The sequence below is a fragment of the Paenibacillus faecis genome (assembly GCF_008084145.1).
GTDB lineage: Bacteria > Bacillota > Bacilli > Paenibacillales > Paenibacillaceae > Fontibacillus > Fontibacillus faecis.
The window spans coordinates 157,190-179,872 of the sequence record NZ_VSDO01000006.1 but is presented as its reverse complement, the minus strand read 5'-3'; the positions used below and the strand labels follow the sequence as shown (position 1 = coordinate 179,872).

Here is a 22,683-nt window from a genome sequence, read left to right as displayed (position 1 = left end):
GCAGCTTCTCGGTGTGATGAGTGCCTAGGGGACTGGAAGTTTAGCTGCCGAAGTATAAATGATAAAAGGAGTGGCGAGATCCATGACGCAGCTTTACCTGATAAGACATGGAGAGGCTTGTATTATAAAGGATGGCATCGTTAATGATTACGGACTAACAGAGCTGGGCGTGGTGCAAGCCAGGAAATTAAGAGATCGGCTAGTTAGATCAAGGAAATCCGGGCGGATGTTTGGATAGCAAGCTCATTTCTTCGGGCGAAGCAGACCGCTGAGATCATTGCCGAAGGGCTAAAAGTTTCTGTTGTTTTGGATGATGATCTTCAAGAGATGCGTGCTGGTCAAGCGCTCGGCATGAACAAAGAGACTCTGGACGAATTACTGGCCTTGCATAACCCTAAGCAGAACCCGTTTTCCGTGATAGCACCCGGAGCCGAGAATTGGCCTCAATTTGTTTTGCGTGTAGGGTCAGCCCTTAATCGAATTTGTCACCAATACGAGGGAAAGACCATAGCAATCGTGTGTCACGGGGGTGTGATCGATTGCTCGTTTCAGTTTTTTTTCGGATTAAACGCCTTTGAAATGCCGAAAGTTGGATTTCAAACGAACCATACGTCCATTACGCACTGGTCCAGGCAAGAAGATAAGACTTGGTCACTTATAAAGTATAATGATGCCCGACATTTGGAAGGGCATTGACTGAAAATTATCTTCATCCGAGGCTGGAAAAAGAACAAATGTGGAAACTGTTGGGGGTAACTGGCTTATGATAAACTGAGTGTAAAAGAGTATGAAGATCCATTCAGCAGAAACAGTAGCAAAAAGAAGTTAGAACGTGGGCTCAAATAAGCACTGTTAATGAAGATAACAGGAGGTGGTTCACAAGGGTGAAAACGACAGCAATTTATTGAGGAGTAGGGTCAAAAGCATATTCCTTTACAGAGCCAAATAAAAGTTGGAAAAGAGGCTTTTAATCAATGAAAAGTAGTATTATTTGGGGATTAGTATTTTTAGCGCTGAGTTTGTTTCTTAAGCCATTATTGGAGACTGTAGGGCTAGATGAAAGGTTGTTCGGATTGCACTGGCAAGGTGAAACTGTGTTTACATTGAGTCCATTTTTAGTTCGGATTATTCTAGCAGTAATTGGAGTTATCATGCTTACCATCGGCGGTAGGCAAGTTGCAAAGCAGAAGAAAAATAGTTGAAACGATCCACGTATTCCGTTGGATCCGGTCATCACCGGGTACGTCGACCAGCTTACCCAAGGGGCAAGCCCATGTCTCACTGATCGCCGGAATCGCTTTTTCGGCCTCGGGGCTGAACCCGTCGGTCAATACGCTGATCAAAAAAAAACGCCCGACTCCCTGACGGGGCGCGTTTGCAGAGAAAGGCGGGTTCGTTGTGCTGGTCCGCGTTTCATCGTCCCTCGACGGCAAAGATACGTTGAAGCCGCAAACCGACCAGCAGCTTGGTATCGGGCAATATCCCGAAGGCTGGGACCGCATCCTGCCGGAATTGGCCGGCGTGAAAAACGCCCATGTCGTTACCAAGCGGCAGTGGGGCGCGTTCTACGGCACGGATTTGGACCTGCAGCTGCGGCCCCGCCAGTCTTTTATCGTTAAGCAAAACCGCAATCATTATGATGGTTGATTAAATGCCAATAAAGACGTTAATGCAGCGAAGTGCTTCGCAGCCATTTTAGGATCGGGCACATCGAGTAAACCTTTTTGGCCAAATTCGGTAAATCTCCTGATAATCCCCTCTTCAGTAGCGTTATCCAGGCTTTCCAAAAACGAGTCCGGCAGGTTGGCGGCTTCCACCATAAGCAGACGGGTCAAAGCCATGTAATCGGACGAACCGTTCGCAGAAGCAATGATTTGTTCGCAAAATAAGATGAGCGCCTGCTCAAGACCCTCAAACTCCCAGAGATGGATGAAATCCCTCGATCAATCATATCCAGAACCGCCGAACTGCTTTCTTCCACAACGGCAAGCAGTAAGTTCTGTTTGTCGCCATAATATTTTAAGTGAATTAATTTACTCACAGCGTGTGCAACTGGTTCATATCTGGTATAATAAAATAATAATCAGGAAGTGCAATGAAATATAGTTAGAACATAAAAAGATGAAGAGGATAGGTGGAACGGCCAATGGCGAAAATAGATCGTCATACTTTTCAGACCAGAACCAGACATATGTCTGCCGATCTGAAGCAAAAAATTAACTCCGGAGCTTACAGCCCGGGAGAATTTCTTCCTTCCGAGTTGGCACTGACAGAACAGTACAATCTAAGCAAAAACTCCGTGAGATACGTTCTGGATGAGCTCGTACAAGAAGGTTTGATCATTAAAATTCCCAGGGTAGGCACGCAGGTAACAAAGCCTGCTTCCAAGGAAACCATTCGTTTTGGCGTATATCCCTCATTGTATAAAGAAGCGGGGATGGAGGAACTAATTAAGCGATTCCACGAGAAACATCCGCATATTCATGTGGAAACGATTGAGCTTCCTTATATGAATTCAGACAATATCGCCAATCTGATCAAACTGGGGATTATCGATGCATTAACCATCAACTTGCAGGATATGTACCAATTCCAAGAGAAAAACTACCTTGATTTGTTTGCCGACCAGGATCGAGACGATACGATATACCCTTTTCTTACACCTTATTTTGAGAAGGAATCGGGTGTTCTGGCAGCACAGCCTTTCGTTTACTCACCTGTTATTTTGTGTTACAACAAGGAGCATCTGAGGGAGAAAAGACTGGGTGAACCAAACAGCAGCTGGAGTTGGGATGAACTGGCGGCACTGCTCAGGGAGCTCAAGGCGCCTCATCGCTACAGCATCGCTTTTCAATTATTTTCCATGAATCGGTGGCCCATTTTCTGGTTGCAAAATGAGGACGATCCATCTTCGATCGATTCCAGTCCAGCTCAGAACGGAACCAGCTTGCCCACAGAAGGATTACGATGGCTCAGGGATCTTGTGACAGAGGAAGGAATATTTCCGCTTGCCTTGGCACAAGGTGAATTCGAAGCCGAGAAATTGTTTAAGGAGCAGAAGATCTCCGTCATGCTAACCACATATTACATGCTGAATGAGCTGAAGAATGCGAATTTTTCCTTTGATATCGCTCCGCTGCCACATTTTAAGAATGATAGAACACTCCTTCTCTCTACAGCCATTGCTCTCAGTGCCGAATCGAGCCGAAAGGACACGGCGGCCTGCTTTGTGAATTATCTCACTTCAGATGAGGCACAGACCTATATCAGACAGTACACATACAGTTTACCTGCAAGCAGATATATTACGGAAACATTTTCAGTGGAGCTTAAAAACAAACCGTCCAGGCTGGAGCTTCATCGAGACTATAGTTCGAAATACATGACGTATCGCGATCTGTCGATTTCTATGGAAACACAGATTCGTTTCGGAGAAAGCCTGAAGCAGTACATGTCTTATTTAACGGATGAAGAGGGACTTGCTGAAGTGTTGCTTCCGTCTAAAAGTCTCAATCTTTAAAACCGAAAAGAAGCCTAAAAAGCACTGCCATGAGGAAGTGCTTTTTTTATTTTATATGAACTACAAAAGAACCAGTTGACAGACAACTTGGCATATGCTAATTTCTTAGTGAAAATAAATACCACATATGATCCAATTACAGAACTTAACAAAGAGAGGTGACTTTATTCGGATGAAGACCGTGGCTGAATTGGAAGCAAAGCTTTCGGAGGCATCGGACCGGCTAATCAGCGACTTATATAAAGTAGACGGGGAGCTTCTAATATTAGGCGCAGGCGGGAAGATGGGTCAAAGCCATTCATCCAGATGCTGCTTGACAAAATCGTCTAGGCTTGCTTCTCTTTCCCAGCCATGAATATCGGAATCATTGGGCTTGACAGCTCGCATGCCCTGGCATTCACCCGTACTCTTCATGAAACCCAGGAGACTCTTTTTTCGGATGTGACCGTGACGGCCGCATATGCGGGCGGATCTCCGGATTTTCCTCTCAGCATCAGTCGTGTACACACTTTTGCCGGCCGGATGACGAAAGAATACGGAGTGAGATTGATGCCCACGGTACAGGAAGTTGCAGAAAGCACCGATGCCATCCTTATCTTGAGTGCCGACGGAAGGACACATCTGAATCAATTCAAGGCCATCTGTCCTTACCGGAAACCGGTATTTATCGATAAGCCTTTTACTTTGTCGACAGCAGACGCAAGTGAAATCATTAAACTCGCAGAAGAGTTTCAAATCCCATTAATGAGTGCTTCAAGCTTACGTTATGCAGAAGCCCTGCCTGAATGCACAAGAGGAGACATCTTGGGGGCGGACGTGTACGGCCCGATGCACGTCGAATCGACGCAGGGGCATTATTTTTGGTACGGCATCCATTCGGCAGAACTGTTGTTTCGAATCATGGGCCCCGGGTGCAGGGAAGTGACCGCCTTTTCCACAGATCACGACGATCTCATTACCGGAACCTGGAAAGAGGGGCGAATGGGAACGATTCGCGGAATCCGAAGTGGCCCAGAGTCTTTTGGAATAAGCCTGCACACCAGAAACGCTACCCGCCATGTCCCGCTTGAACCGAGTTACAAAGAGCTTTTAAAGTCTGTCATAAATTTGTTCAAAAACGGCGTGTACACGGTGCATCCCTCTGAAACGCTGGAAGTCATCCGGTTTTTGGAGTGTGCGGAGCAAAGCCGTCTACAAAAACGCACCGTCCTCATGGAAATGTGATTAGGCCTTATACGGATTGACCCCTTGTTCTAGTGAATCAGATCCACCTATCTGAAGGAGGAATGTTTGATGAAGCTGAAAAAGAGGATTTCCATGCTGCTTGCGACCACGCTGTTAACCTCGATCCTTGCCGCATGCAGCAGCGGTACGGACAAAGGCGGTTCCGCCGCCTTGCCGCCCCAGGAGCCCGGAAAGTACGGTGATACAGGCGGCTTGACTTTGCCTCTTGTAGATGAGCCGACGACCATCACGTACATGCTGCCAAGCAACGCGAAAGATCTCGGTCCGAGCAAACTGGTTGTCCAGGAGCTTGAAAAACGGACCGGTATTAAAGTGAACTTCCAAACCTATTCCCCACAAACCTACCAGGATAAATTAAAAGTCATTGTGGCATCCGGTAAGCTGCCGGACATTTTTACAGGGTTAAAACCGGCCGAACTCAAAAAAATCGGCAAACAAAAAGGTGTAGCGGCCATCAATGAATACGCGGATCAGCTCCCTAACTTCAAAAAGCTATATATGGAAGAAAACGACTGGGTCATCAAATCCTTCGGCGATGAAGCCGGCAACATATATACCTGGCCTATATATAACCTCAATCGAAAAGTAAATCACGGATTCATGTACAGGAAAGATATCTTTGATGAGCTAGGCATTAAGGAATGGACGAACACGAACGAGTTTTACGAAGCTTTGAAAAAAGTAAAAGAAGCTTACCCCGATTCTTACCCCTATGCATCCAAAAGCATGGCCAATATCTTCAGAGATTGGGCCTTCGGCTGGGGGCTCGGCAATACGGATCAGTACCCGGCCTATTACGATGAAAAAGATGGAATCTGGAAGTACGCCGCAGTACAGCAAGAGCATAGAGACATGCTCGATTTCATGAAAAAGCTGTACAATGAAGAACTGCTCGATCCGGAATTTTTGACGGACACGCAGGATTCCTGGACGACCAAGATGACGACGGACAAATCGTTTGTCACGTTTGACTGGATTGGACGCCTTGATCTCTTCTACAACCAGATCAAAGGGCAAAATCCGGACTATGACCTCAGGTATGCAAACCCCGTGGGACCGACCGGCAATGTCAGAACCCTGCCAGAAGTTTCGGATTTCAGCGTTGCCGTAGCCAAGAACAAAAATACAGAAACCTCACTCAAACTGCTCGACTATCTAACCAGCCCATCCGGGAGTGAACTGATGACCATCGGGGTGGAAGGGGTTAACTTCGAATGGGGCGAGGACGGATATCCGGTCTACCCGGAACTGAAGGATCTTCCGCTTGTCGATATTACCGTGCTGGAGGATCGGTATGCCATGTGGCTGGAAGGAGCTTACCTAAGACCGGACCATCGAAGCATCTACTATCGTTTCTCGGAAAAAGAGCAGGAGGCGCAGGATAAAATCGTGAACGAGAATCGGTTCGAACCACTTGATCCTATCCTTAATTTTACGGACGAAGAAACTTCCAAGATCGCCGAGCTGCAGACATCGCTGCAAAAATCGGCTGAGGAATTTAACGCGAAATATATTCTTGACGCCAGCTACGGAGATGCCGAGTGGGAGGATTTCAAAGGCCAAATCAGCAAAGGCGGCGTGGAGGAACTGATGACGATCTATAATGAAGCTCAAAAAAGATACGATGAGTCCAAATAAAAGGCCTTAAACCTGTGAATCAACTGGAGGGGACGAGGCATGGAACGATTCCCTCCTTGCGGGAAAAAGGATTGGAGGCGAAAATCTTATGGCAGACATCGGTACGGGACATTCGGCAGTTTACCATAAAGAAGTGCCAAAGAAGAGCTTCAGAAGCCGGCTTGGAAAAACGTGGAATCATATGAAACGCGACAGGCAACTGCTTCTGCTGTTTCTACCTTGCATCCTATTCTACGTCATCTTTCGTTACGGGCCGCTATATGGACTGATTATTGCCTTCAAAGACTACAGCGTGTTTACAGGAGTGCTTGGCAGCGAATGGGTGGGATTTGAGCATTTCATCAAGTTTTTTACGAACCAAGACTTCTGGATGCTGTTCCGGAACACGCTGCTCCTTGGGTTGTATACGCTCATTTTTGGCTTTCCTTTTCCAATCATGCTTGCCCTTCTGCTGAACGAAGTTAGAAACAAATGGTTTAAAAAGTCCGTTCAAACCTTCAGTTATTTGCCGGCATTTTTGTCCGTGGTCATTATCAGCAGCATGATTATCGATTTCCTTTCTCCGAACCATGGTATTTTGAATCAAGTACTGGCTGCGTTCGGTTTCGAGAAAAAGTATTTTCTCGTTGATCCGGGTTGGTTCCGTCCGATTTATGTTATTTCGGAAATATGGGCGAACGCAGGATACGAATCGATCATTTATCTGGCGGCGATTGCGGGAATCAGCCCCACGCTCTATGAAGCCGCCAAGGTGGACGGCGCCAGCCGTTTCCATATGATCCGCCATATCACGCTTCCCGGATTGTTTCCCACGATGCTCATCATGTTTATATTGAAAACCGGCTCCTTGATTCGCGTCGGTTACGAGAAAGTACTGCTGCTCTACAATCCGATGACCTATAATGTTGCCGATGTATTTTCAACGTATGTGTACCGTAAAGGACTGCTTGAATCGAATTACAGTTATGCGGCCGCAGTAGGGCTGTTCGAGGCGCTCGTGGCCATGGTGATGCTGCTGTCCGCCAATGCGATCAGCAAACGGCTGGGAGGAAACGGCTTATGGTAGGAGAACGCAAAATATCTGTTTTTGGTGTTTTTAACACGCTGATACTCTGTCTTGTTGCTATAGCGACACTCTATCCCATTGTGTACATTACGGCCGTTTCTTTGAGCGATACAGCAGCAGTCGTTCAAGGTAGGGTGTTTCTTTTCCCGAAAGGTCTGAACCTTGAAGCTTATGCCGAGGTGCTTAAAAATGACACGATTCCAAGAGCCTATCTGAATTCTGTTTTTTATACGGCATTCGGCACGTTTGTGAATTTACTTATCACGGCTGTTGCCGCGTATCCCTTGTCCCAAAAAGGATTTTTCGGACGCAAGTTTTTTATGCTGGCCATCGTTCTAACCATGTTCCTGAATCCCGGCATTATACCCACTTATGTAGTCGTGCAGCAGTTGGGGTTAACAGATTCGGTTTGGGCACTCGTACTTCCCAATGCCATCTGGACCATGGAACTGATTATTCTAAAAAGCTTTTACGAAAACATGTCTTCCCAGATACGCGAAGCGGCCCTGATCGACGGAGCCTCCGAATACCGCATTCTGTTCAACATTGTCATTCCTTTATCCAAGCCTGCGCTTGCTTCTATCGGACTTTTTTATTTCATGGGTCACTGGAACAGCTTTTTCCTGCCGCTGATTTACTTGAACGATCCGGATAAATATCCTTTGCAGGTCGTGCTGCGGGATATGCTAATCTACAGCGCGGAAAACGACGCGGGACTTGTCGACCGTTCGGCTCTTGCCCCTCAGTCCATCAAAAATGCGACGATCGTGCTTTCCATGATCCCTGTTCTGCTCATCTATCCGTTTGCCCAGAAGTATTTTGCCAAAGGTGTGATGCTCGGTTCGGAAAAAGGCTAAATCGACATAAGGAGGAGCTCTATCTAATGAAAATCGTTGCTGCGAAGGAAGGAAAAGTTACGATACTGCAAGCGGATATCCCCGCACTGAACAAACGACATGTCCAAGTGAGAACCGAATATTCGGCGATTAGTCCCGGTACGGAGATGAGCGCGATTAAGAGATCAGGCGTATCTCCCGTATACCTTGGCTATAGCGCTGTTGGGATTGTGGAAAAAACGGGAAGTGAAGTCAGAGATATTTTCCCGGGAGACCGAGTGGCTTGTTACGGTGTGCCCTACGTAAGACACGCAGAGGTGATTTCGGTACCGACCAATCTGGTAACCAAAGTGCCTTATCATGTCAAACCTGAGGAGGCCGCATTTACAGGGCTCGGGGCCATTGCCATACATGCCCTGCGTACAGCCGACGTGAGGTTCGGCGACAAGGTGCTTGTCGTTGGACTGGGTATTCTCGGAAATCTTGTGGCCCAAATTGCCGCTGCTGCTGCATGCCACACTGCTGCATATGATCTGAGCGAAGCTCGGGTTCAGCTGCTTCAGGAGCAGATGGGCATTCAAGCGAGCTTTTCAAGTGAAGAGGAAGTGGATCGTTTTGTGGTGAACGAAACGGGGGGGTACGGATTCGATTCCATTCTCTTATGTGCCGGCGGACCTGGAGAAATGCTGATCAACAAGTCGCTTGAATGGCTTCGTGACCGGGGAAAAGTCGTGATCGTCGGTGATTTGTCCATGAAGTTTTCAAGAGATTTGATGTTTCGCAAAGAAGCCCAGGTCCTGATCTCGAGAGCGGGCGGGCCGGGAAGGTACGATATGCAGTACGAGAAGAACAATCAGGATTATCCCATCGGTTTCGTGCGTTGGACGGAAGGAAGAAATATGGATGAGTACGTCAGGCTGCTTGCTGATCAGCGAATTACGGTAAATCCTGCTATCACGCATATGTTTGCGTTGGACGAAGCGTTTGAAGCCTATGGAAATTATCAATCCGACTCGGCTCGAGGGGCCCTGGCCACGTTGATCAAGTATTTTTGATGACATAAAGAAGGGGAGATACGTGATGAAAAGCCTTTTTTCAACCTGATCACCATGTTCATGAGTTGTTTGCTTCGAACCGTATTAAGTCTTTTGATTAGCGCCAAATGGGAAAACAAAACAGCAAGACAATAAAGAGCCGTGCGTATTTGCATGGCTCTTTATTAATAGATCGATCACCACCTGAAAGTAGGTATAGGTTTCGAGATAAAAAATAAGGTTAAGATTGAGACTGAGACTGGTGTTTAACCATGTATTTGATTACGATAACAATAACTCTGTAAGAAGAGGAGGGATCGCGTGAAAAAGATTCTTGTCATTGATGATGAAGCAGCCCTCAGAGATTTAATTGAGCTTGTGCTCAAAAGGGAAAATTTTATGGTGCGGACAGCGGAAGACGGAGGTAAGGGGCTCAAGGAGTTGGACTCCTTCAAACCGAACCTGGTTTTACTGGATTTAATGCTGCCGGACTACTCGGGGTATGATTTATGTAAAGAAATCACCAATAAACAAGCTATTCCTGTCATTATGTTATCGGCGAAGAATGAGATTATAGATAAAGTGTTAGGACTGGAGCTCGGTGCGGAAGATTATCTGACCAAACCTTTTGATAACCGGGAGCTTATTGCAAGAATTAAAGTGGTCCTCAGGAGATATGAAAACAACGATCCGAATACATTAGGGGAAGATCAACCGATGTATTATAGGGACTTGGCACTTGATCTGGACAGAAAAGTGGTGCTTAAGAACGGGGCGCCGGTTTCCCTGACCGCTAAAGAATTTAAAATTCTGGAGACGCTGCTTAAAAGGCCGGGAAAAGTTTTTACACGGGATGAACTTCTGGAGCTCGTTTGGGGCTTTGATTATTTGGGAGACAGCCGTAGCGTGGATATGACCATCATGCGGTTAAGAAAGAAGCTGGAGGACGACACGGAAAACCCCAAATATGTGAAAACCGTCTACGGCTTCGGCTACCAGCTTGGAGGTGGCTCCAACTGAAATATGCAACCCGGCTGCTGTTGAATTATTTATTTTTCTCCGTATTATCCTTTGCCATTATTATTATTTCCGTGAACAAAGCTATCGACTACTTTAGTTTTGTGACGATAGAGAAGAAAATGATGAAGCAGGCCGACTTGTATGAGCTGTCCTTTAGAGAAACCCTCGCCATGCAGGATAGAACGGCGGCCGAGGAACCGGCTGCAGAGGTGGCGAGAATCGCTTTGGAAAGGCTGAAATCTGCAGGCCAGGAAGTGCGGATCTACGACAGCAGTGAGAAGCTATTGGGATGGGCCGTCGACGGCATTGTCATCAACGATGGAACTCCTCTAATTTTTCAGGGAAACCTTCAAAAGGCCCTCAAAGGGAATTATGCGTACACCATCACCGATGCTAAATTGCTCTATTTTACAGTGCCTATTCAAGATAAATATTATCAAAACAGCTTTGTATTCGAATTTGTGGAGGACATTTCATATTTCTACGTGATGATGGATCAAATCCGGTATATCTTGCTTGCCGGGGCAGCAGGATTTCTATTTCTGATTACATTAGCAAGCTTATTTATTGCCCGTAATACAACAAAACCGATCAAATATCTGCTTGGGGCCACGGAGAAATTCTCCAAACAGCAGTTTCAGCAGGTAAATTTGAACAGAAAAGACGAGCTCGGGATGCTGGCCGCTGGACTAAACCGGATGGGCATTCAATTAAATGAGTATATCCAGCACCAGAAGCAGTTTGTTTCGAATGTTTCTCATGAACTGAAAACACCGCTTGCGGCCATCCGAGGATTTTCCCAATATTTATATGAAGAAGAAAATGAGGACAAGGAATTACAAAAGATCTATGCTCATCTTGTAAATGAATCGGACAGGCTGACCCTGCTTATCAATGAGTTGCTGCTGTTATCCCGGTTTGACAAGGCAGGTTCGGATGAAATGGGTAAGGAAAAGACGGATTTAACCGTGTTAACCGAACGTGTGGCCGCAGAAATGAGATCAAAAGCGGAAGACCAAGACATTTTGCTTGACTTCAAGCCGGGGAAACCGGTCTTCGCCTGCGTCAATCCAACCCTGATGTCGCATGCGGCCGCAAATATTGTAGATAACGCCTTAAAGTATTCCCGAGGCGGCACACAGGTTAGAATCGAGACGTTTATCAGGGAGGAGAAGGCGGTCATCCAAATAAGGGACGAAGGCGTCGGGATCCGTGAAGATGAAATTGCCCGGGTGCAGGAAAGATTTTATCGGGCGGAAAATGCTCACGTGGCCAAAGGTTCAGGATTGGGACTCTCTATATGCAAAGAAATCGTTGAGAAATTTGACGGGAAATTGGAGATTGAAAGCAAAGTGGGCGTTGGGACCACCGTGTCCATCCTTCTTCCTTTAGCATTGAAGTTACAAGAATGATACAAGATTGTGATTAGACTAATCATTTGTTTTCATATGATGACTTCATAAAATTAAGAAATCAGTTTGGGAGGGGACCCGTATGAAAGTATTAAGCAAACCTGCAACCCTAATGTTGTCCATAGTCCTTCTTGGGACTTTATTGGCGGGATGTCAGGGAACCAGGGAGAGTACGCCGGAGGCTCCCGTACCTTCGTCAGGCAGTAACCCGGAAGGCGGCAGTGCCGATTCCGGCGTAATCAAGGAAGGAACGATTCCCAAGGACGGGAATGTAATTTTAAAAGAGCTGGCTTTCGTCTACAAGGACAATACCATTGCCCTTTCCGATATCGTTGACGATGCAAAGCTTGAAAGCATGCTGGGAAAAGCGGATGAGAAAAAATCCCACACCTATACGGCAGACGATAAGACCAATATGGATCAGCTGCTTGGCCGCACAAAAATTGTATACACCTTTCCAGGGCTTGAAATCGAAACCTTCAATACAGGAGAAGGTACTGATTTCTATATAACCTCGATTGAAATTACAGCCCCTGAATATCCCACAGTCCGAAATATGAAAGTCGGCGACAGTTTTGAGCAGCTTAAAAAAGCATATCCCGAAGGGAATCTAATGGGCAATGGAGCGACCAGCGCGGAGGATGAATACCGGTATACGCCGGCCAACTATGTGGATGTAATGACGTTCCATATCAAAGATGCAAAGATTGACCGTATTCGCATAAACACGCTTTTGGACTGAGACAACCCGACACAAGAAAATAGGGATGAAGTAACATCCCTGTGGAGCAGTTGGATTCATTCTTCGGTCTGTAAAATTGTTCTCTCTCACTCATAGAACAGCAGCCGCTTCGCATATGCGTTGCGGAAGTCGGTAGGCGTCAGGCCGACGATCTTTTTGAAGGATTTCATGAAATTATGGCAGTCCGAATAACCGAGCTGGAGTGAGACCTCGTTAATATTTTGGTTGGTGTCTGTCAGCAGAAATTTGGCCAGTTCCATCTTTTGCTGCAGGATATACTGCTTCAGGGATGTGCCGGAAATTGTGCTGAAGAGATGAGAGAGGTATTTCTCGTTGTAGCCAAAATAATCAGCGATTTGGGACACCTTGATATGCTTGCTCCGGCTCCATTTGATATAATCCACGATGTCATTGTAGAGCTGCTCCTGTTTGCTTTTTCCGGCAGGAGGGTGCGATGAGAAAAGGACCTGGTTGTACAGCTCGCACAAAATGACGGTGGACATATAATTGTTCAGCGTCTTGTCGTTGTAGCAGCGGACGGAGTCCTGAAGCTGCTTCATCATGACGATGATTTTTTCCAGGCTGCCAAGTGTTCCCGACTGGGGCAGAATCACTTCTCCAGCTCTTACGCTAGGGGAAACGGAGGCGGGCTCTGTCAGTTCGATGGCATTCTCCGAAGAGAAATGCAGCCAGTAGAAGCTGCACTCGGAGGCTTTATACCCATACTGCTTCGCGAGCGGCGGGAGCAACAGGTATTCTCCTTTGGACACGGAAAAGCGCTGCTCGCTGCTGGCAATGTATAATGTGCCGCTGGTCATAACAATAAGCTCGTAATCGCACAGCACCCGGTTCAAATGCACCCAGTTCGGCGACGGCGCAACAAATTTCCCCGTAATCTCCAGATCAACAGGCTTGTCAACCGCCAGTTTGTAAGCAATCATTCGTGTGGCCCCCTTTCTATATAAGTTATATAGATAACTGTAAAAATAAAATTAACATAGCAAGCTTCATAAAAACAACCGGCCTGCCGGAGCGGTGAACCTGCTTGGCAGACCGGGTATTTTTTTATACTACGGATCTGTTGTTCTAGGCTGGCTTAATAATGGTAACTCTGTATTCCTTAGCCGTCTCCAGGTCTTCCGCCTTGACGATAATATGCAAGCTCGTTATAAGATCCGGAAGGAACACTGTTCTCGGAAGGGTATCTTCGATCAGGATGTCATTGATATAGACGAGCGCATTTTTGTGCGACGGTACGGCATGCATCCGCACTGCCGGCGTGCCGGCGGCCACTGTCAAGGTATAGTCGGACTGATCGGGGGCGAACGTTTTGGAGAGGGTGCCCGCATTAAAGTGCAGATCCGCCAACTCCGCATCGCTGCTGTAGCTCGTCATCATCCGCAGCAGATCAAAGATTCCGTTCTTTTGCCCCGGAATGACAAATTTCACTTCTACCTCGGTGGAGGACTGTATCCACTCTGCTGGAATGAGATAGCGTTTGGTATAGAAGGTGCGGACCTTATCTATCATGAGAGTATCGCTGACAAGCAGCTCACCGTCTATATAAATATCAAGGGTTCTGCCGTTGTTGCCGGAGAAGCAGGTGACAGACAAATAGTTGTCCTGATCAGGAAGCACCTTCAGCCGGTAGCTGAACCAGCCGTTGTTCTCCGCTTGTCTCAGGGTATACCCGTCCCAGACGGCAACGGATGTATTCTCTCCCTTGACGCCATGCTCAAGCTCGTATTGATCATTGCCTACCGGCAGACTGTCAATGGTGGCCGCACGGATGGCTTGATTTTGTTTCCCCTGCAAAATATGCTCCTGTAGTTCCTTCGAATCCGGTTCTACGAGCTTCCAGTAGATGCCGTACCGTTCCTCATGCTGCTTGTAATGCGGTGTGAATTCCAGCCGCCCATCCTCATCTGTTCCCCGCAGGACGAAAACCAGTTCATCATTGCTGCGTACAAAATGCTCTTCGAAGCGGTCAAGCCAATCGCCGATGTTCTGGTTCGAAAGCGTAATGAAATCCTTGATCAGCATATTCTTCGTTGGCACACTGACGGCCACTCCTGTTGCTGACTGCGCCAGATCTTCTGTACCCAAAGCGGCGCTGAGTACCACCGGCCCATACTTGAAAGCCACTACATTCGGCGCGTCTGGCAGTGTGTGGTAGTACGGCTTCATCGGCAATTGAATACTCAGCTTGTCGCCATCCTTCCAGCTATTCTCCAGAACAGCATAACCGCCTTCAGTCTTGTAGGCCACCGCCTCGCCGTTCAATTGAATTTGCATCGTCCCGGCGATCCACTCTGGGATGCGCAAATGCAGCGCAATTGTGGCTTCCAGGCTGCCCAGGGTACGTACACTAAATGTTACCGTGTCGTTATAAGGAAGATTAGCCGACTGTGTCAGCTCAATCCGGTGCTGTTCCGACACCAGGCTGGAGCTGGCATATTGATTAATGTAAATGCTGTTGCCGCGGTGGAAATACAGGCTGTCATTCAGCTTGGTGAAGCTCTCCATGCCAGTTCCGGTGCAGCACCAGAAATGCTCGAAAGGTGAACTGTACACCTTGAAATAGCCCGTAGCCATCGGCTGAAAATACATCGTCATGCCGGTGTGCGGATGCTGTGACGAAAGAATGGCATTGATGAATGTATTCTCGTAGAAATTCGCATATTTGTTATCGCCCGTGAGCTTGAACAATTCTCTGGTCAGCTTCAGCATATTGTAAGTGTTGCAGGTTTCGGCGGTAAAGTTGGAGCGTTCCCTGTCCAGAATATCCGGGTCGCCGAAATGCTCCCATTCGCTGTTCCCGCCTGTAACATAGCTATGGTGATTGACAACCATGTCCCAGAACTGTACTGCAGCTTCCAGATAGAAACGCTCGCCTTCTCCCAGTACAAGATAACGGTTGAGCGCACCGAGAAACTTCGGAATCGTTGTATTGGCGTGTTTGCCCTTGAGAATATCCCGGCCTTCATGGATCGGCGTGAACAACGTCAGCTCATCGAACATATGGGCTGCGTACAGATGGTGCTCGTCTTGCGTAATCTTATACAGGTCATACAGGCAATCGTTCATTCCTCCGTACTCAACTGCGAGTACCCGTTCCTGAATTTCTGGCGACCAGGCAGAGACGCGGCGGTACACCCACTCACCCAGCCGGGAAACTACGCTGTACGCCGCTGTGCTGCGGGTTGAGCTGTAGACGGCGACCAGACCTGCGATGATTTTGTGCATGGTATACCAGGGAACCCAGGCAGGCTGTTTATTTTCCACATTATCGAACAGATTCTCGGGAAAAGCCGACAAATAGCCATTCTCGAATTGGCATTCCGCCAGTTCATCAATGATATATTCCAGCCGTTGCAAAAGCCCGCTGCTGCCGGTACTCTGGTAGGCCTGTGCCAGCGCAGTCAGATAATGACCCAGCGTATGCCCTCTGATTTCGGTATTTTCCCAGCCGGGGTATTTTTCGCTTTTGGGAGTGAGCCCCCGGTTTTCGCGGAAACCGGCGAGGAGCCGGTCGGGGTTATAGCTTTTGAGATAGAGGATTTCTTTGGCAAAAGCGTTAACCATATACGGGTCGGTCAGCATAACTTGATTCATGGGAAAGCTTTGAATGTGAGGCTGCAAGGTTGCCAGAAGCGGTTTGTTATCTAAGGTCATATTTTTATTCTCCTATATTTAGATTATATTAGCGAGTTTTCACTTAAAGCTTATATTTTGCACGGGGTGTGCGTAAATAGAGCAACGTTCGAATATGTGTCAAAAGGGTAGATTTCATGAAAAAGAAGATGACAAAACAGTACAGCTCACGTTATGGTAAACCGGGATATTGACAGCGCCAGCGGCTTGTACTGGTATCGATTTTCGAATTTAACTTTAAATATATATAAATAAATTCATATTTACATAAAACAATGCTGTGCTAATTTGGTAATGCATGAACGGTAGACATGCATCCCCGGCTGGCGGGGCACGGGTAAACCGCGCCGATCCTTGGGTGTACAAACATACCGACGGCTGGTATTACTTCACAGCTTCGGTCATGAGCAAACCAGATGATGAGAATATCAAACTCCAAAAATCGGTTGATGTATATGTTAAAAATTGAATTTTTAAAACCCGTTGATGATTAGTTCCAACGGGTTTTATTTTTTGTTAACACGATTATGGAAAGAAATCAAAAAGAGAAAGGGGTAATGTCGGGGGACAAGATCATGTTCCCATAGAAAGTCGCTAAAATAGCGGCTTTTTTGTTTTATCGTCACAAATGTGTATCTTCTATCCTGATGTTAACTAAGGTTTCCTTCATGAAACTAAGTCACTTCATTGAAATTGACATACCCAAAAGTGCGTACTTTTCAAGTATGTCAATTGAAATTATACTGTCAGAAATAACGAAAGGGGGGAGATGAATTGAAATATCGAATCAAAATTGAGGATAGCAGTCTGCGACTTGGGTCGCGAATTGATATCGAGACGACGACGTTTCGATCTGTAGACTCTCAAGAAAAATCGCATTGGGAACTCCCTGTTGGAGCGTACCGCGCAAAAGCTATCGTCCGCGAAATAAGTGCATTACTCGAGGCGGTTTGCTTACAGCCAAACCCATGCGCTGCAAGGAGCGACTTTCGTGTTCGCGCCTTATCCTGTGCTGCAAAAAGGGGAGACTCCGAAATTTGGACAGGAAGCGTGGTTGTACGCCGAGAGCGCCGTACCGGCCACCTCCAAAGGTATCCAGACGCTGCGCATCCGTCTTATTCTCCAAAATGATAACCATCTGCCGGTTCCTCAATGTGCACCATAACCCGAACCAGATAATCCTCTGCATGTTGCAATACGATCTCATCCTGCATGTAATCCTCGTAAGCATCGCCCTTAATGACGTACTGTTTCTCCTTTATATATTTAAAGATTTGCGCATAGATCTTATCGGTATCCCCATAATCTGCTCTGGCATAAGACACGAGATAGAATCCCTCCGGCATATAGGCCTGTTTGTGATGTTTTGTCGTCATGAAGCTGTACATATGGGAGATCATGTCGCCATTCGTCTTCAGCAGATCTTCTTTGGGAATGATGACCCCACTGGGGTATCCAAGTGGCGCATGCTCCTTGTTTAGCCGGACCCGAAAATCCTCCCAGAGCTCATCAGGGAACTCCTTTTTGGATGAGTAGATGCGGCGGCTCAGCAGCAAGGGGGTTTTAGGTTGCCAGATGACATACATTTGGCTGGTGTCCAGATGCATGGATTGCTCTATATTTTCCGCACGCTGTATAATCATTTGTTTCGCCCGAGTCAACTTGGCGATCTGCAGTTGCAGATTTTCCTCCTGTTTACACAGCAATCGAAGGGTGGTTTTCGGAGAACGCTCACCGAGATGCTGCTGAATTTCCTCCAGGGACATGCCCAGCTCTTTGAAAATATGAATAACGCCGATCGTTTCAAACTGGCTGTGGCTGTAATAGCGATAACCGTTATCGGCCACAAAGGCAGGTTTGAACAGACCGATGCGGTCGTAGTAAATGAGGGTTTTGCGCGAAACCTCGGACAGCTTGGAAAAAGCACTAATGGACAGCATTTCATTTGGATGCATAAGTACCCCCCGGTCAAAAAAAGCGGATTGACTGTATAGTTACTATACAGTTTATAATAGCATCTGTTCTGATCGTGAGTCTACTTTTGATCGCAGATCAGTGTGTTTATTTTAGATGAGGAGAATGCTTATGGTAAGGAAATTACTGCAAAGTGTACGGGAATATAAAAAAGATACGTGGCTGACCCCTTTGTTTTTACTTGGTGAAGTGGCCATGGAAGCCATAATCCCGCTGTTTATGGCCGAATTAATTGATCAGGGGATCACGGGGGGGCAGATGAATCAGGTGATGAAGTACGGCTTGATTCTGGTGTTGTTTGCCCTTGTGTCTCTGGTCTTTGGGGCGCTGGCGGGTAAGCATTCTGCGATTGCCATGTCGGGGTTCGGAAAAAATTTGCGTTACGACCTGTTCCGTCATGTGCAGCGGCTGTCGTATTCCAATATGGATAAATTCTCAACCTCAGGTATCGTCACCAGGCTGACTACGGATATTACGCATGTGCAAAATGCATTTCTAATGATTATCAGGATTGCCTTTCACAGTCCGGTGATGATGATTTTTGCGACGATTATGACGTATCGCATCAGCCCGTCCATTGCTGCTTGGTTCATGGTTGTTATCCCTGTCCTGGCTATTGGCATGATCATCATCATGAAGTATTCTTTTCCGATTTTTGAGCGTGCATTTGGCAGTTACGATGATCTGAATAAAGTTGTTCAGGAAAATGTACGCGGCATTCGGGTCGTGAAATCCTATGTACGAGAAGAGCGTGAGGTATCCAAGTTTCAAGCCGTATCTCAGCGGATATTTGCACAGATGGTTAAGGCAGAACGCATTATGTCGTACGAACTTCCACTGATGCAAATTGTGCTGTATGCCGTGATGCTGATCATCTCCTGGATTGGAGCTAAACTGGTTGTGGGTGGAAGCATGACTACCGGTGAGCTTACGAGTGTATTCACGTATTCCATGCAAATTCTAATGAGTTTGATGACCCTGGGCATTGTCGTTGTTATGGTTGCCATTGCTCGCGCTTCGGCAGGCCGGATTCATGATCTGTTAAGTGAACAGCCGGACATTACCAGTCCGGAATCGCCAGTTACAGAGCTGCACAGTGGAGAGATTGAATTCCGTAATGTGTCCTTCCGTTACTCCGATAAAGCCGAGAATGATGCTCTTTCAGGTATCAATCTGCGAATTGCTTCGGGACAGACGATCGGTATTATAGGAGCTGCGGGCAGTGCAAAGTCCACCTTGGTGCAACTGATTCCACGTCTATATGATGCCAGTGAGGGTGAAGTCCTTGTCAGTGGAGTCAATGTGAAGGAATACGATTTAAATGTGCTTCGCAGCCAGGTCGCGATGGTATTGCAAAAGAACGTCCTGTTTGAAGGCACGATTAAGGAGAACCTGCGTTGGGGCAATGAAAATGCCACCGATGATGAGTTGATTGAAGCGTGCAAAGCGGCGCAGGCACATGAGTTTATTTCCACGTTTCCGGATGGATATGACACTCATTTGGCACAAGGCGGTACGAACGTTTCGGGAGGTCAGAAGCAGAGACTGTGTATCGCCAGAGCTTTGCTCAAAAAACCGAAGATTCTGATTCTGGATGATTCCACCAGCGCTGTAGATACACGGACCGACGCGTTAATCCGCAGCGTTTTCAAGGAAAGCATCCCGGATACAACCAAAATTATTATTGCCCAGCGTATTGCATCGGTTGAAGATGCGGATCAAATTGTCGTGCTGGATGAAGGCAAGATGGTGGATATCGGAACCCACCAGGAACTGCTGGGCAGAAATACCATTTATCAAGAAGCTTATTTTACACAGACGAAAGGCGGTGAAGCACTGGATGGATAACATCAATTACGGCCGGACAATAAAACGTCTGCTGGCCTACTTTAAATATTACAAATTCAAAACGGCATTGGCGCTGTTCCTAGTTCTGGTTAGTTCCGCCGTCTCTGTCGCTTCTGCGACCTTTCTGCGATTGCTGATCGACGACTATATTACACCGTTGCTCGGAAATCAGAATCCAGTGTTTGACGCCTTGTTACAGGCTTTAATCATTCTGGCTGTAATCTACGCTGCTGGGGTCATTAGTACGTTTGTCTCGAAACGGCTGATGATTACGATCTCGCAACAGATTATGAAGAGGATTCGTGACCGCTTATTCGATCACATGCAGAAGCTGCCGATTAAATATTTTGACCGTAAAGCCCACGGGGATATTATGAGTCATTACACGAACGATGTGGACACGCTGAACATGATGCTGACGGATGGATTGTCCCAGCTGTTGTCCACTGCGGTGACAGTGTTGGTCGTTCTCGGTACGATGTTGTATCTGGATGTGCCGTTAACGATCGTGGTTGTGCTTGGTGCGCTTGCCATGCTCTGGATTACAAAAACCGTGGGTACTAAGGCAACCCAGCACTTTTTCCGGCAGCAGGAATCGATCGGTGTGGTGGATGGATATATCGAGGAGATCATTCATGGGCAAAAAGTGGTGCAGGTGTTCGGTCGCGAGCAAAAAGTGATGGAACAATTCGCTCGCCTGAATGATAGATTATTTGACGACTCGGCGACAGCTAACAAATATTCGAATATCCTCATGCCAATCAATGCGAATCTGGCCACACTAATCTACGTGCTTGTGGCCATTGCAGGCGGAGCTATGGCGTTATCGGGCTGGAATGCCGGTCTGAGTCTGGGAATTATCGCTGCTTTTCTGAGTTTATCCCGTAATTTCACAATGCCCATTGCCGAAATTTCCTCGCAAGTCAGCATGTTTGTCGTAGCACTTGCAGGGGCTCAGCGGATCTTTAACCTGATGGATGAACAGCCTGAAGCAGATGAGGGCCGTGTGACCTTGGAGAAAAACCAGAATCAGGACGGTTGGGTCTGGAAACTGGAGGACGGAACAAGCGTTGTACTGAAAGGCAACGTGGAGTTTAAGGACGTCAGCTTTACGTATGACGGAAAGAAACAGGTACTTCAGAATATGACGTTATATGCCATGCCTGGACAGAAACTCGCGTTCGTAGGCGCAACGGGTGCGGGCAAGACTACCGTAGCCAATCTGCTCAATCGTTTTTACGATATTACAGAAGGCGAGATCATCTATGATGGCATTCATATTCAGCGTATTCGAAAAGCAGATTTGCGGCGTTCTCTGGGAATTGTACTGCAGGATACCCATCTGTTCTCGGGTACGGTAGCTGAGAACATTCGATACGGAAGGCTGGAGGCCAGTGACGATGAGGTGATCCAGGCTGCGAAGCTGTCATATGCGGCGAGTTTTATTGAACGTTTGCCTGACGGGTATGAGACCCGGCTTGACGGCAACGGCAATGGACTGTCACAGGGACAGAGTCAATTGCTGGCGATTGCCAGAGCGGCGATTGCCAATCCGCCTGTCATGATTCTGGATGAAGCAACATCATCCATCGATACACGAACAGAAGCGCTGGTCCAGAAGGGGATGGATAACCTGATGGAGGGCCGAACCGTGTTTGTGATCGCCCACCGGTTATCTACCGTACGAAATTCCGATGCCATTATGGTTCTTGAAAAAGGCCAAATCAAGGAACGCGGGGATCACGAGCAGCTGCTGGCGGCTAAAGGGATTTATTATCAATTGTACACAGGTGCCTTTGAGTGGGATTAACGGACACATTCAAGCATCAACTAATGCAACGCATCCAATTTATCAACTGTCGAGGGACAAGAACATAGTTCCATAGAAAGTCGCTAATTTAGCGACTTTTTTGTTAGTGGCTTTAGCCAGTTGAGTACGCGAAGCGTGCGAAACAAAAAACCACCCGCTATGCGGGTGGAGGGATCTAGGGTTTGACCAACAAGACCATTCCCATAAAATTGAGATGTTCAGGCTCAATAATGAAAGGAATGGTCTTAGATGGCAAACAAGAGCTATAGTCTAGCCCACACGAAATGGATGTGCAAATACCACATCGTGTTCACCCCGAAGTATAGACGGAAAGAGATCTATAATCAAGTGAGGAAAGACTTAATCGAAATATTCAAGCGGTTATGTAAATACAAGGGAGTGGAGATCATAGAGGTCACATGATGCCAGATCATGTACACATGTTAGTGGCGATACCTCCAAAAATCTCTGTATCATCGTTTATGGGATATCTAAAGGGAAAGAGTTCGCTAATGATATTTGAGAAGCATGCCAGCTTGAAGTATAAGTATGGAAATCGGAAATTTTGGGCGGAGGGGTACTACGTCAGCACTGTGGGCTTAAATGAGGCCACCGTCGCTAAATATATACGTGAGCAGGAAGCACATGACCAAGCAATTGATAAACTGAGCGTAAAAGAGTATGAAGATCCATTCAGCAGAAACAGTAGCAAAAAGAAGTAAACCAGTTTAACTGGTAAGTGAAAGTGACAAAAACACTGAGCCTGAACAATTTTATTGTCAGGCTAGCGTCTTTAGGCGCAGTTTGGCAACAGGGGGTTATACCCCAAGAGCAAACCACCCGTTGGACGGGTGGTTATGATTACGGCTTTAGCCAGTTGAGTG

At 46.9% G+C, this 22,683-nt stretch carries 18 protein-coding genes and 2 pseudogenes; 16 read left to right on the top strand and 4 right to left on the bottom strand.

What is annotated here, in order from left to right; genetic code table 11:
* Positions 1 to 58 precede the first annotated feature (58 nt).
* The 4 genes and pseudogenes from FRY98_RS29570 to FRY98_RS25995 form a co-directional block, all read left to right on the top strand.
* Positions 59 to 238 (top strand): histidine phosphatase family protein, encoded by a 180-nt coding sequence (locus FRY98_RS29570; protein WP_148457627.1) that lies wholly within the window; start codon positions 59 to 61, stop codon positions 236 to 238.
* Positions 208 to 696, top strand: coding sequence for a histidine phosphatase family protein (locus FRY98_RS29565; protein ID WP_148457973.1), 489 nt, complete (start codon positions 208 to 210; stop codon positions 694 to 696). Before FRY98_RS29570 ends, FRY98_RS29565 begins: the two co-directional genes overlap by 31 nt.
* Positions 697 to 974: 278 nt before the next feature.
* Positions 975 to 1,202 carry a hypothetical protein gene (locus FRY98_RS26000; RefSeq protein ID WP_148457626.1) on the top strand — a complete coding sequence of 76 codons (228 nt, stop codon included), beginning with the start codon at positions 975 to 977 and terminating at the stop codon, positions 1,200 to 1,202.
* Between the two features lie 184 nt (positions 1,203 to 1,386).
* Positions 1,387 to 1,647 (top strand): annotated as a pseudogene (locus FRY98_RS25995) (cysteine hydrolase family protein); the annotation flags it as partial.
* Here FRY98_RS25995 and FRY98_RS29135 read toward each other — a convergent pair.
* Positions 1,635 to 1,841 (bottom strand): TetR/AcrR family transcriptional regulator C-terminal domain-containing protein, encoded by a 207-nt coding sequence (locus FRY98_RS29135; protein WP_249043539.1) that lies wholly within the window; start codon positions 1,839 to 1,841, stop codon positions 1,635 to 1,637. The pseudogene FRY98_RS25995 and the gene FRY98_RS29135 sit on opposite strands and share 13 nt — an antisense overlap.
* A gap of 305 nt (positions 1,842 to 2,146) precedes the next feature.
* On the opposite strand from FRY98_RS29135, the gene FRY98_RS25985 reads away from it, so the two are divergent.
* From FRY98_RS25985 to FRY98_RS25940, 9 genes are all read left to right on the top strand, one after another.
* A complete protein-coding gene (locus FRY98_RS25985) occupies positions 2,147 to 3,520 on the top strand; it encodes an extracellular solute-binding protein (protein ID WP_148457624.1) in 1,374 nt (457 codons plus the stop codon).
* 351 nt (positions 3,521 to 3,871) lie between these two features.
* Positions 3,872 to 4,744: a Gfo/Idh/MocA family protein gene (locus tag FRY98_RS25975; RefSeq protein WP_148457623.1), complete on the top strand. Its 873-nt coding sequence runs from the start codon at positions 3,872 to 3,874 to the stop codon at positions 4,742 to 4,744.
* Positions 4,745 to 4,813: 69 nt separating this feature from the next.
* Entirely contained in the window at positions 4,814 to 6,403 is a 1,590-nt protein-coding gene (locus FRY98_RS25970; RefSeq protein WP_148457622.1) for an extracellular solute-binding protein, read from the top strand.
* Between the two features lie 181 nt (positions 6,404 to 6,584).
* Positions 6,585 to 7,469 (top strand): ABC transporter permease, encoded by an 885-nt coding sequence (locus FRY98_RS25965; protein WP_225040778.1) that lies wholly within the window; start codon positions 6,585 to 6,587, stop codon positions 7,467 to 7,469.
* A complete protein-coding gene (locus FRY98_RS25960; protein WP_148457620.1) occupies positions 7,463 to 8,326 on the top strand; it encodes a carbohydrate ABC transporter permease in 864 nt (287 codons plus the stop codon). The genes FRY98_RS25965 and FRY98_RS25960 overlap by 7 nt, the downstream gene beginning before the upstream one ends.
* Before the next feature lie 26 nt (positions 8,327 to 8,352).
* Positions 8,353 to 9,360 (top strand): zinc-dependent alcohol dehydrogenase, encoded by a 1,008-nt coding sequence (locus tag FRY98_RS25955; protein WP_148457619.1) that lies wholly within the window; start codon positions 8,353 to 8,355, stop codon positions 9,358 to 9,360.
* A 300-nt stretch (positions 9,361 to 9,660) separates the two neighbouring features.
* The gene (locus FRY98_RS25950; protein WP_148457618.1) at positions 9,661 to 10,359 is read left to right on the top strand and encodes a response regulator transcription factor; all 699 of its coding nucleotides are present in this window, start codon (positions 9,661 to 9,663) and stop codon (positions 10,357 to 10,359) included.
* A 20-nt stretch (positions 10,360 to 10,379) separates the two neighbouring features.
* Entirely contained in the window at positions 10,380 to 11,771 is a 1,392-nt protein-coding gene (locus FRY98_RS25945; RefSeq protein ID WP_249043538.1) for a sensor histidine kinase, read from the top strand.
* 82 nt (positions 11,772 to 11,853) lie between these two features.
* On the top strand, positions 11,854 to 12,513 hold the full coding sequence (locus FRY98_RS25940; RefSeq protein ID WP_148457616.1) for a hypothetical protein: 660 nt from the start codon (positions 11,854 to 11,856) through the stop codon (positions 12,511 to 12,513).
* Between the two features lie 86 nt (positions 12,514 to 12,599).
* On the opposite strand, the gene FRY98_RS25935 is transcribed toward FRY98_RS25940, so the two are convergent.
* The 3 genes from FRY98_RS25935 to FRY98_RS25920 all read right to left on the bottom strand — a co-directional run bounded on the left by FRY98_RS25935 (position 12,600) and on the right by FRY98_RS25920 (position 18,122).
* Positions 12,600 to 13,454 carry an AraC family transcriptional regulator gene (locus FRY98_RS25935; protein WP_148457615.1) on the bottom strand — a complete coding sequence of 285 codons (855 nt, stop codon included), beginning with the start codon at positions 13,452 to 13,454 and terminating at the stop codon, positions 12,600 to 12,602.
* A 145-nt stretch (positions 13,455 to 13,599) separates the two neighbouring features.
* Complete coding sequence (locus tag FRY98_RS25930; RefSeq protein WP_148457614.1) at positions 13,600 to 16,188, bottom strand: beta-L-arabinofuranosidase domain-containing protein; 2,589 nt, start codon at positions 16,186 to 16,188, stop codon at positions 13,600 to 13,602.
* Between the two features lie 1,094 nt (positions 16,189 to 17,282).
* Positions 17,283 to 18,122: a MerR family transcriptional regulator gene (locus tag FRY98_RS25920; RefSeq protein WP_148457612.1), complete on the bottom strand. Its 840-nt coding sequence runs from the start codon at positions 18,120 to 18,122 to the stop codon at positions 17,283 to 17,285.
* A gap of 130 nt (positions 18,123 to 18,252) precedes the next feature.
* On the opposite strand from FRY98_RS25920, the gene FRY98_RS25915 reads away from it, so the two are divergent.
* The 3 genes and pseudogenes from FRY98_RS25915 (at position 18,253) to tnpA (ending at position 22,521) form a co-directional block, all read left to right on the top strand.
* A complete protein-coding gene (locus FRY98_RS25915) occupies positions 18,253 to 19,989 on the top strand; it encodes an ABC transporter ATP-binding protein (RefSeq protein WP_148457611.1) in 1,737 nt (578 codons plus the stop codon).
* A complete protein-coding gene (locus tag FRY98_RS25910; protein ID WP_148457610.1) occupies positions 19,982 to 21,799 on the top strand; it encodes an ABC transporter ATP-binding protein in 1,818 nt (605 codons plus the stop codon). The genes FRY98_RS25915 and FRY98_RS25910 overlap by 8 nt, the downstream gene beginning before the upstream one ends.
* A 249-nt stretch (positions 21,800 to 22,048) precedes the next feature.
* Positions 22,049 to 22,521: pseudogene (gene tnpA / locus FRY98_RS25905) on the top strand (IS200/IS605 family transposase).
* Positions 22,522 to 22,683 lie beyond the last annotated feature (162 nt).

Coding starts and splice junctions, on each gene's coding strand:
- FRY98_RS29135 (WP_249043539.1), bottom strand. CDS start 1,841: ATGGCTTTGACCCGTCTGCTTATGGTGGAAGCCGCCAACCTGCCGGAC.
- FRY98_RS25985 (WP_148457624.1), top strand. CDS start 2,147: ATGGCGAAAATAGATCGTCATACTTTTCAGACCAGAACCAGACATATG.
- FRY98_RS25935 (WP_148457615.1), bottom strand. CDS start 13,454: ATGATTGCTTACAAACTGGCGGTTGACAAGCCTGTTGATCTGGAGATT.
- FRY98_RS25970 (WP_148457622.1), top strand. CDS start 4,814: ATGAAGCTGAAAAAGAGGATTTCCATGCTGCTTGCGACCACGCTGTTA.
- FRY98_RS25955 (WP_148457619.1), top strand. CDS start 8,353: ATGAAAATCGTTGCTGCGAAGGAAGGAAAAGTTACGATACTGCAAGCG.
- FRY98_RS25910 (WP_148457610.1), top strand. CDS start 19,982: ATGGATAACATCAATTACGGCCGGACAATAAAACGTCTGCTGGCCTAC.
- FRY98_RS25930 (WP_148457614.1), bottom strand. CDS start 16,188: ATGACCTTAGATAACAAACCGCTTCTGGCAACCTTGCAGCCTCACATT.
- FRY98_RS25960 (WP_148457620.1), top strand. CDS start 7,463: ATGGTAGGAGAACGCAAAATATCTGTTTTTGGTGTTTTTAACACGCTG.
- FRY98_RS25965 (WP_225040778.1), top strand. CDS start 6,585: ATGAAACGCGACAGGCAACTGCTTCTGCTGTTTCTACCTTGCATCCTA.
- FRY98_RS25940 (WP_148457616.1), top strand. CDS start 11,854: ATGAAAGTATTAAGCAAACCTGCAACCCTAATGTTGTCCATAGTCCTT.
- FRY98_RS25920 (WP_148457612.1), bottom strand. CDS start 18,122: ATGCATCCAAATGAAATGCTGTCCATTAGTGCTTTTTCCAAGCTGTCC.
- FRY98_RS26000 (WP_148457626.1), top strand. CDS start 975: ATGAAAAGTAGTATTATTTGGGGATTAGTATTTTTAGCGCTGAGTTTG.
- FRY98_RS29570 (WP_148457627.1), top strand. CDS start 59: ATGATAAAAGGAGTGGCGAGATCCATGACGCAGCTTTACCTGATAAGA.
- FRY98_RS25915 (WP_148457611.1), top strand. CDS start 18,253: ATGGTAAGGAAATTACTGCAAAGTGTACGGGAATATAAAAAAGATACG.
- FRY98_RS25975 (WP_148457623.1), top strand. CDS start 3,872: ATGAATATCGGAATCATTGGGCTTGACAGCTCGCATGCCCTGGCATTC.